The 9,384-nt window shown below is 63.8% G+C and carries 5 protein-coding genes and 1 pseudogene; 5 read left to right on the top strand and 1 reads right to left on the bottom strand.

What is annotated here, in order from left to right; translation table 11 throughout:
• Positions 1–199: 199 nt before the first annotated feature.
• The 4 genes from QZ079_RS05590 (at position 200) to glgA (ending at position 7,224) form a co-directional block, all read left to right on the top strand.
• Positions 200–2,626, top strand: coding sequence for a glycogen/starch/alpha-glucan phosphorylase (locus tag QZ079_RS05590; protein ID WP_297036153.1), 2,427 nt, complete (start codon positions 200–202; stop codon positions 2,624–2,626).
• Positions 2,627–2,717: 91 nt separating this feature from the next.
• Positions 2,718–3,863 (top strand): glucose-1-phosphate adenylyltransferase, encoded by a 1,146-nt coding sequence (locus QZ079_RS05585; RefSeq protein WP_297036150.1) that lies wholly within the window; start codon positions 2,718–2,720, stop codon positions 3,861–3,863.
• Positions 3,864–3,867: 4 nt separating this feature from the next.
• Positions 3,868–4,974 (top strand): glucose-1-phosphate adenylyltransferase subunit GlgD, encoded by a 1,107-nt coding sequence (glgD, locus tag QZ079_RS05580; RefSeq protein ID WP_297036147.1) that lies wholly within the window; start codon positions 3,868–3,870, stop codon positions 4,972–4,974.
• A gap of 147 nt (positions 4,975–5,121) precedes the next feature.
• A complete protein-coding gene (gene glgA / locus QZ079_RS05575) occupies positions 5,122–7,224 on the top strand; it encodes a glycogen synthase GlgA (RefSeq protein ID WP_297036143.1) in 2,103 nt (700 codons plus the stop codon).
• A 144-nt stretch (positions 7,225–7,368) separates the two neighbouring features.
• On the opposite strand, the pseudogene QZ079_RS05570 reads toward glgA, so the two are convergent.
• Positions 7,369–7,760, bottom strand: a pseudogene (locus QZ079_RS05570) (hypothetical protein).
• A 164-nt stretch (positions 7,761–7,924) separates the two neighbouring features.
• On the opposite strand from QZ079_RS05570, the gene QZ079_RS05565 reads away from it, so the two are divergent.
• Positions 7,925–9,384, top strand: a 1,460-nt coding sequence (locus tag QZ079_RS05565) for a glycoside hydrolase family 13 protein (RefSeq protein WP_297036137.1), incomplete at its 3' end; no start/stop codon positions are given.

Genomic DNA, 9,384 nt, shown 5'->3' with positions numbered 1-9,384 from the left:
ACCCCATCCGGGATCCGTCCGCCAAGCCGGAGCGCCCGAAGGCGAAGAAGGCACCTGCCAAGAAGGCGCCCGCCGGCGCGAAGAAGCCGGCACCCAAGAAGTCATCCACTTCGAAGACGGAGCAGCAAGCCGTCGAAGGATGAGATAGCCATGCAGGCGCGCGGAGCGAATAGCCCGCGCACCAGGTAGAAAGGATTGTATGAACGCGATTTTCGAAAGCAAAGAGGAGTTCAAGGAGCTCTACCTATCGTCGGTCACATCGCTTTCCGGCAAGCCCTTCGAGAACACGAGCGACATCGACCGCTTCCAGGCGCTCGTAAAGCTCGTGGCGAGCAAGGCGCGCGCCGTGCAGACCGATACCGAGAAGCGCGTGCACGATGCCGGCCAAAAGCGCGTGTACTACTTCTCCATCGAATTCCTCATCGGACGCTTGCTCGATAACTATCTGTTGAACTTCGGCGTGCACGACCTCGTGGCCGAAGCCCTCGAGGAGCTCGGTTCGAACCTCGAGACGCTCGAGGAGTACGAGAGCGATCCGGCGCTCGGCAACGGCGGCCTGGGTCACCTCGCCGCGTGCTTCCTCGACTCCATGGCCCACGAGGGCATCGCCGGCTACGGCAACGGCATGCGCTACCGCTACGGCCTCTTCAAGCAAGAAATCGAAAACGGTGCCCAGCACGAGACCACCGACGACTGGCTCGTCCACGGCTACCCCTGGGAGGTGCGCCGTCAGGACAAGGCCGTGCGCATAGGCTTCGGCGGCCACGTGGTGGGCGTCGAGGAGAACGGCCGCATGGTGTACCACACCGAGGGCACCGACGACGTGCTCGCTGTCCCCTACGACATCCCCGTGGTAGGCTACGGTGGAACCACGGTGAACAAACTCCGCGTGTGGAGCGCCGAGCCCGTCGAGGAGGAATTCGACCTCGATGCCTTCAACGCCGGCGACTACGCGAAGGCCCAGGCGCATCGCGCCGAGGCGGAGGCGATCAGCGCCATCCTCTACCCCAACGACGCCGGCGAGCACGGGCGGCTCCTCCGCCTCAAGCAAGAGTACCTCTTCGTAGCTGCAGGCTTGAGCTCCGTGCTCGACACGTTCCGCTCCGAGCACGGCAACGACTGGAGGCTCCTGCCGGAGTACGTCGCCATCCACACAAACGACACCCACCCCGCCATGTGCGGGCCTGAGCTCATGCGCGTGCTCATCGACGAGGAGCACCTCGAGTGGGACGAGGCATGGGACATCACCACGAAGACCATCTCCTACACGAATCACACGATTCTGCCCGAGGCACTCGAGAAGTGGCCCATCTCCACGTTCTCGAAGCTCCTGCCCCGCGTGTACCAGATCATCGACGAGATCAGCCGCCGTTACAACGCCGCGTTCGACCGCACGCAAGACGGCTGGCAGGAGCGCCTGCGCCAGACCGCGATCCTGTGGGACGGCGAGGTGCGCATGGCAAACCTCTCGGTCATCTGCAGCCACTCGGTGAACGGCGTGGCGAAGCTCCACACCGACATCCTCGAGCGCGAGACCCTGAAGGACTTCTACGCCCTCACGCCGCAGAAGTTCAACAACAAGACGAACGGCATCTCGCACCGCCGCTTTCTCGCGGAGGCGAACCCGACCTACGCGAGGCTCATCACCGAAGCCATCGGCGAGGGCTGGCTCGACGACGCCTCCGAGCTCGCCAAACTCGAAGCCTTCGAGGGCGACGCGAGCTTCCTCGAGCGCGTGGGCGAGACGAAGCGCGCGAACAAGGTGCGCCTTGCCGCCTACGTGCAGCGCGAGTGCGGTCTCACCATCGACCCGAACTCGATCTTCGATGTCCAGGTGAAGCGCTTCCACGCCTACAAGCGCCAGCTCCTGAACATCTTCAAGGTGATGGACATCTACAACCGTCGCCTCGCCGACCCGAACTTCCGCGTGGCACCCACTACGTTCATCTTCTCGGGCAAGGCGGCCTCGAGCTACACCTTCGCCAAGGAGACGATTCGCCTCATCAACTCGGTCGCGGACGTCATCAACAACGACCCGCGCGTGAACGAGGTCATGAAGGTCTGCTTCATCCCCAACTTCCGCGTCTCGAACGCCCAGCTCATCTACCCCGCCGCCGAAATTTCCGAGCAGATCTCCACGGCAGGCATGGAGGCGTCGGGTACCTCGAACATGAAGCTCATGATGAACGGCGCCATCACGCTCGGCACGATGGACGGCGCGAACATCGAGATCGTGAACCTCGCCGGTGCCGAGAACGAGAAGATCTTCGGCCTCACCGCGCCCGAGGTGGACGAGCTTCGCGCGAGCGGCATGCATTTCGCATGGGATATGTACAACAACGACCCGGCACGCCTGGGCCGCGTGATCGACGAGCTCACCGACGACACGTTCTCCGCCCTCTCCGGCGACTTCGAGAGCATCTTCAACGAGCTCATGAACGGCAACGACCATGACCTCGTCATGAAGGATTTCGCGTCCTACGTGGCGGCGTGGGAGGAGCTCACCCAGAGCTACTCCGACCACATGGACTGGAACCGCAGGGCGCTCCACAACACGGCGAGCTCCGGCTGGTTCTCGAGCGACCGTACCATCCGCGAATACCGCGACGAGATCTGGGGAGCGTGATGTAAGGACAGGCGATCGACGTTGTGGCAACTACCCGGGTGCCTCCCGGGCTAGAAAGGTTATACAGCACGGAATCTGAAGGGAACACACGATGAGCAAGAAGGAATGCATCGCCATGCTCCTCGCAGGAGGGCAAGGTTCGAGGCTCGGGGCGCTCACATCGAAGATCGCAAAACCCGCGGTCTCGTTCGGCGGAAAGTACCGCATCATCGACTTCACGCTGTCCAACTGCGCGAACTCCGGTATCGACACGGTGGGCGTGCTCACGCAGTATCGCCCCTACCAGCTGCACGCCTACCTGGGATCGGGCAGCGCGTGGGATCTGGACGAGAAGGGCGCGGGTGTATCGATCCTGCCGCCCTACGCCACGCAGGAAGGCGGCACGTGGTACGCCGGCACGGCCGACGCCGTGACCCAGAACCTCGACTACATCAAGAGCCATGACCCGGAGTACGTCCTCATCCTCTCCGGCGACGCCCTCTACCGCATGGACTACCGTGCCATGCTCGATTCGCACATCGCCAACGGCGCGGACCTCACCGTCGCCGTCATGCCGGTGCCCTGGGAGGAAGCGAGCCGCTTCGGCATCCTCACCGCCGACGAGGACGGCCGCATCGTGAAGTTCACCGAGAAGCCCGAGAAGCCCGATTCGAATCTCGCCTCCATGGGCATCTACATCTTCACCGCCGACTTCCTCATCAAGACGCTCGAGGACGATGCGATCGACCAGCGCTCGAGTCACGACTTCGGCGGCGACATCATTCCGAACGCGCTCGCCGAGGGCAAGCGCCTCTTCGTCCATGAGTTCCACGGCTTCTGGCGCGACGTCGGCACCATCGCGAGTTACCATGAGACCTCGATGGACCTGCTCGGCCAGAACCCGGCATTCGACCTCTTCGACAACGTCGTGCCCGTCATGTCGAACGATGCGACGCGCCCGCCGCACTACATCGGGCCAGAGGGCAACGTGGATGACTGCCTCATCTCGAACGGCTGCCGGATCCTCGGCACTGTGCGCCATTCGATCATCTCCACCGATGCGTACGTGGGTGAGCGCGCCGTCGTCGAGGACTCCGTGCTCCTGCCCGGTGCCGTGGTGAAGAGCGGCGCATACGTGAGCCGCGCCATCCTGGGCGAAAACGCTGTCGTGGAAGAGGGCGTGAAGCTCGGCTCCGTCGACACCACGAAGGATACGGCCGTCGTCGGAAACGACGTCGTCATCGGGAAGGGGGAATGAACCGATGATCAACCAGAAGGCCATCGGCTATATCACCGCTAACTATTCGAGCACGGAGAAGAGCGTGCTCGTGGAGAACCGCTCCATCGCTTCCGTGCCGTTCATGGGTCGCTATCGCCTGATCGACTTCCCGCTCTCCAACATGGCGAACGCCGGCATCAGGACCGTCGGCCTCGTGCTGCCCGGCAACTGGCGCTCCATCTTGGACCACGTGGGCCACGGCAAGGACTGGATGCTCGACCGCAAGAAGGGCGGCCTCTTCCCCGTTCCGGGCAACCCCTACGGCACCACGAAGCAGGGCATGCGCTTCCTTTTGCGCGACATCATCTCCAACAAGGAGCTCTTCGAGCGCTCCGAGGCGCCCTACGTGGTCATGATGGCGTCGAACATCATCTTCAACCTCGAGCTCGACGAGATCATCGACGCGCACGAGCGCTCCGGTGCCGGAATCACCATGGTCTACGTGAACGCCGAGCGCAAGCACACGGACTGCTCGCGCCTCATCATCGGCGATCGTGGCCGCGTGCAGAAGGTGGAACCGGGCTGCGAGTACGGCGATAACAAGTTCATCGACTGCTTCGTGATCAACCGCGACGTGCTCCTGCAGATCATCGATCGTTACCAGAGCGCCGACTACCTTGACATCTTCGAGGCGATCGCTGGTGACTTCGGCCTCATCGACGTGTGCAGCTACGAGTTCAAGGGCTACGCGATCGGCATCTTCAACGAGAAGACCTACTACGACCGCAGCATGGAGCTGCGCGACCCGCTCTTCGCTGACCAGCTCTTCCGCAAGGATCGCCCGATCATGACGAAGGCGCATGACGCACCGCCGGCGAAGTACTTCACCGGTAGCAACGCGACGAACTCGCTCATCTCCGCCGGGTGCGAGATCCAGGGCACGGTGCGCGGCTCCATCCTGGCGCGCGGCGTGATCGTGGAGAGCGGCGCGAGCGTCACGAACAGCATCATCATGCAGTCCTGCGTGATCAAGAGCGGCGCACGCGTGGAGAACGCCATCCTCGACAAGGGCAACACGGTGCCCGCGAACACCGAGCTGCGTGGCACGCCCGACGCGATCCTCGTCGTCGGCAAGAACCAGATGCTCTAAATTGGCATCGAACGCGGCAACTTCGCTACAATGAAACCGCCGTCCGGGCATCCGGGCGGCGGTTTTGGAACGGCACCGCGCACCGGGCGCACGACGCACACGTTGCGAGGCAAGCTGTTCGACATTCGATATACCGAGGGGGTACCCATGGCAGAAAAGAAGATGCAGATCGTCCTCGCTTCGGCGGAGGCGGCGCCCTTCGTGAAGACGGGCGGCCTGGGCGATGTCGCAGGATCGCTGCCGCGCGCGCTCGTGGAGGCGGGTGCCGAGGTCATCGTGATGGTGCCGAAGTACGGCAGCATCGCCGAGGAATACAAAAGCCGCATGGAGCACCTGTGCGACTTCTACGTGAGCTTGGGATGGCGCAACGAGTACTGCGGGCTCGAGCGACTCGACCAAGACGGAGTGATCTATCTCTTCGTCGATAACGAGCACTATTTCAACCGCAGCTATCCGTACGGCTTCTTCGATGACGGCGAGCGCTTCGCGTTCTTCTCGAAGGCCATCTGCGAGAGCCTCCAGCACCTGCCCGAGGGCTTCACGTGCGACGTGCTGCACTGCAACGACTGGCACACCGCGCTCGCTCCCGTGTTCCTGCGCGAGTTCTACCAGGGGCTGCCACTCTACGAGCGCGTGAAGACGGTGTTCTCGATCCACAACATCGCCTTCCAGGGCCAGTACTCCGACACCATCCTGAACGACATCCTGGGGCTCGCGCACATCCCCGCCGCAGCAAGCCAGCTCCGCTGCGACGACCGCTCCATCAACTTCATGATGGGCGCGCTGCACTATGCAGATGCCATCACCACGGTGAGCCCGACCTACGCGCAGGAGATCCAGACGCCTGAATACGGTGAGGGTCTCGACGGGATCCTGCGCGACCGCTCGATCTCGCTCCAAGGCATCCTGAACGGCATCGACACGGATGCGTGGAACCCTGCGACTGACCCCATGATCACGGCGAACTATAGCCTCTCCGACATGTCCGGCAAGGCCGCATGCAAGCGAGCGCTCCAGGAGGAGCTCGGGCTCGAGGTGCGCGACGACCGCCCACTCATGGTCATGGTCACGCGCCTTACGCGCCAGAAGGGCATGGACCTCGTCACCTACGCGCTCGACCGCATCCTCTCGGGCGGCGTGCAGGTCGCGATCCTCGGCACGGGCGACTACGAGGAGCCGGTGCGCTACTTCGCCAACAAGTATCCCGGCACGTGCGCTGCGCGTATCACGTTCGACAACGCCCTCTCCCACCGCATGTACGCCGGCGCGGACCTGTTCCTCATGCCGTCGCTCTTCGAGCCGTGTGGCCTGTCGCAGATGATCGCCATGCGCTACGGCACCCTGCCCGTGGTGCGCGAGACGGGCGGCCTCCGCGACACCGTGCAGCCCTACAACCAATTCACCGGCGAGGGCACGGGCTTCACATTCGCGAACTTCAACGGCGAGGAGATGGGCGACGCCGTCTTCCGCGGCGCGCGCCTGTTCTGGGACGATCGCGCCGGCTTCGATACGCTCGTGAAGAACGCCATGTCGAGCGATTTCAGCTGGGCGAAGAGCGCACATGCCTATATCGACCTCTTCCGCTGGCTGCGCCCAGATACCGACGCGTTCCCGCCGGTCGTGGAGGAGCCGAAGACGAAGGCTGCGCCCAAGCCCGTCGTGGAGCCGGTGGCCGAGGCCGAGGCCGAGGTTGAGGCCAAGGCGGAGGAGCCGAAGGTCGAGGCTGCTCCCGAGACCGAGGCGGAAGCCACCGTGAAAACGCAGCCGGCACCGAAGACCGATGAAGCGCCGAAGGCGGAACCCAAGGCTGAGACGAAGCAGGAAGCCGAGGTCAAGCCCGAGCCCGAGGCGAAGCCCGCAGCCAAGAAGCGCACGACGACGCGGAAGGGCACCGCGACCAAGACTGCCACCTCGACGACGAAGACCACGGCCTCGAAGTCGACTGCTGCTGCCAAGAAGACGACGGCGAAGGCGACTTCGACCACGAAGGCTGCCACGGCGAAGAAGGCCACGGCCTCCAAGACAACAACGAGCGCGACGAGGACCACAGCCGCGAAGAAGACGGCAACCACCACGACCGCTGCCGCCAAGACCGCGCCAGTAGCGAAGCAGGCTCCAGAGGCCGCATCCGCACCGGCCGCCGCGAAGCCTGCAACCGAGAAGGCCGACGCCACCGCGCCCGCCGCGACCAAGACTTCCGCCACAAAGGCGAAGACCACGGCTCGCCGTACGACGCGTAAGCGCTCGTAAGCCGCATCATCCATCCAGCCCGCCTGCTTGGCGGGAGCGTTCGTTACCATCCGAGCGCGAGGGGCACCCCGCCCCTCGCGCTCATGCTATGCGCCTATAATCGCAGCAGGCGTTAGCGTAGAAGGCTCCCCAGACTCAACCCAATTACGACGAGCGTACCAACTCCAACAGGCTCTCGTAGCTATCCACCGCGTCATAGCGAACGTCAACATCGCTCATCTCGTTGAAGAGCTTGCGCGCGCAGGCGATTTTAGCTCGCTCAACGCCTCGCAGCTGCATGGACTCCATGGAGCCCTTCGTCTCGGCGACAAAGAAACGTGCTTCACGGCATCGCGCTTGAAAGCGATCGCCCAATCGGGAGCATAACCGCCCACGGGCGTGGGAATCTGGAACGAGCGCGGCAGCTTGGCATACACTACCACCTCGTCGGCTGCATCCAGATCCTCCGCAAAGCGGCGCTCCACCGACCGCTCGGCAGCGCCATCGGGAAATACGTAATCTTGAACGTTCTTCCGCGCATGATAGACGCGCGACATGTTCTCGGGCATCGACTCGGTGAAGATCGCGGCATCATAGCGCTCCTCAAGCCGGTTGTAGCTGATATGCTCAACGATCATGGTGGCCTTCTCGTCTACGATGGCATCAGGTATACTTGGTGCGCTTATTTCGCAAGCTCAGCAACCTGATAGGCCAACAGACTATGAACTTCATTCACAACAGCCGTGACATTGCTTACCGCTTCCCCTTCGGTGCCGTCAAGGCGGGGAGCGCGGTCGAGCTCTCCGTGCGTGCCGAGGATGTCCCGGCGCACGCCCTCGCCATCGACCTGCGCGTCTGGGTCGACGGGCGCGGCGAGACCATCGTTCCCCTCGAGCGCCGCGCCGATGGCATCTTCACCTGCACGCTCCTTTGCCCAGAGCCCGCGCTCATGTGGTACCGCTTCAACATCGCCGTGGAGGCTCCCGATAGCACGCGACGCCTCTACCTCGGTGCCCCGGAAGGCAAGACCGGCGGCGTGGGACAGGTGTATACCTATCCGGACTGCCCGTCGTTCCAGATCACCGTCTTCCAGCCCCGCAAGCTTCGTCCCACCTGGTACGAACAGGGCATGGTCTACCAAATCTTCCCCGACCGCTACCGGCGCGACCCCGCGTGGCGCGAGCGCTGCGAACGGGCGCTCGTCGAGCACCCCACCAAGGGCGTGCCGCGGCGCATCGTAGAGGATTGGAATGAACCGCCCGTCTACGACCGCAACGAGGACGGCTCCATCGCGAGCTGGGACATGTACGGGGGCTCGCTCAAGGGCATCACGGCCGACCTCGACCGCCTCGCCGAGATGGGCTTCACCGTGCTCTACCTGAACCCCATCTTCGCGGCGGCGAGCAACCATCGATACGACACGGCCGACTACCTCAAGATCGACCCGATGCTCGGCACCGAGGAGGATTTCCGCGAACTCTGCCGCGAAGCCGAGGCGCGCGGCATATCCATCATCCTCGACGGCGTGTTCAACCATACGGGCGACGATTCCGTCTACTTCAACCGCTACGGCACCTACCCCGAGCCGGGTGCATGGGCGGGCGAGGACTCCCCTTGGCGCGACGCGTACCGTTTCAACGCCGACGGCAGCTACGCCTGTTGGTGGGGCATCGGCAACATGCCCGACCTCAACCTCACCTCTCCCACCGTACGCAAACTCATCGCCGGCGAACACGGCGTGATCCGCCATTGGACGCAGGCGGGTGCGCGCGGCTGGCGCCTCGATGTGGCCGATGAACTCACCGAGCAGATCATCACCGATATCCGCGACGTGCTCTTGGACGAAAAGCCCGACGCCGTGCTCATCGGCGAGGTCTGGGAGGACGCATCCAACAAGATCAGCTACGGCATGCCGCGCCACTACCTCTTGGGGTACGAGCTCGACGCCGCCATGAACTACCCCTTCCGTTCCATGGTACTCGATTTCCTCCTCGATGCGATCCCTGCCGCGGAGGCAGCCGACCGCATCGAGGCGCTCGCGGAGAACTACCCGCCCGAGGCGCTCCGCTGCAGCCTCAACCTGCTCGGAAGCCACGACCGCCCGCGCATCGCCTCCGTACTCGGCGGTGGCCCCGACGAATCGCAGCTGCCCGAGGAGGAACGCGGCCGCTGGCGGCTCTC

The sequence above is a fragment of the uncultured Enorma sp. genome, from assembly GCA_905210055.1.
Classification (GTDB): Bacteria; Actinomycetota; Coriobacteriia; order Coriobacteriales; family Coriobacteriaceae; genus Enorma.
This window is presented reverse-complemented; position numbering and strand designations above follow the sequence as displayed.

Excerpts from the sequence above, each read along its gene's own strand:
- glgD (WP_297036147.1), top strand. The coding sequence starts at position 3,868 with ATGATCAACCAGAAGGCCATCGGCTATATCACCGCTAACTATTCGAGC.
- QZ079_RS05585 (WP_297036150.1), top strand. The coding sequence starts at position 2,718 with ATGAGCAAGAAGGAATGCATCGCCATGCTCCTCGCAGGAGGGCAAGGT.
- glgA (WP_297036143.1), top strand. The coding sequence starts at position 5,122 with ATGGCAGAAAAGAAGATGCAGATCGTCCTCGCTTCGGCGGAGGCGGCG.
- QZ079_RS05590 (WP_297036153.1), top strand. The coding sequence starts at position 200 with ATGAACGCGATTTTCGAAAGCAAAGAGGAGTTCAAGGAGCTCTACCTA.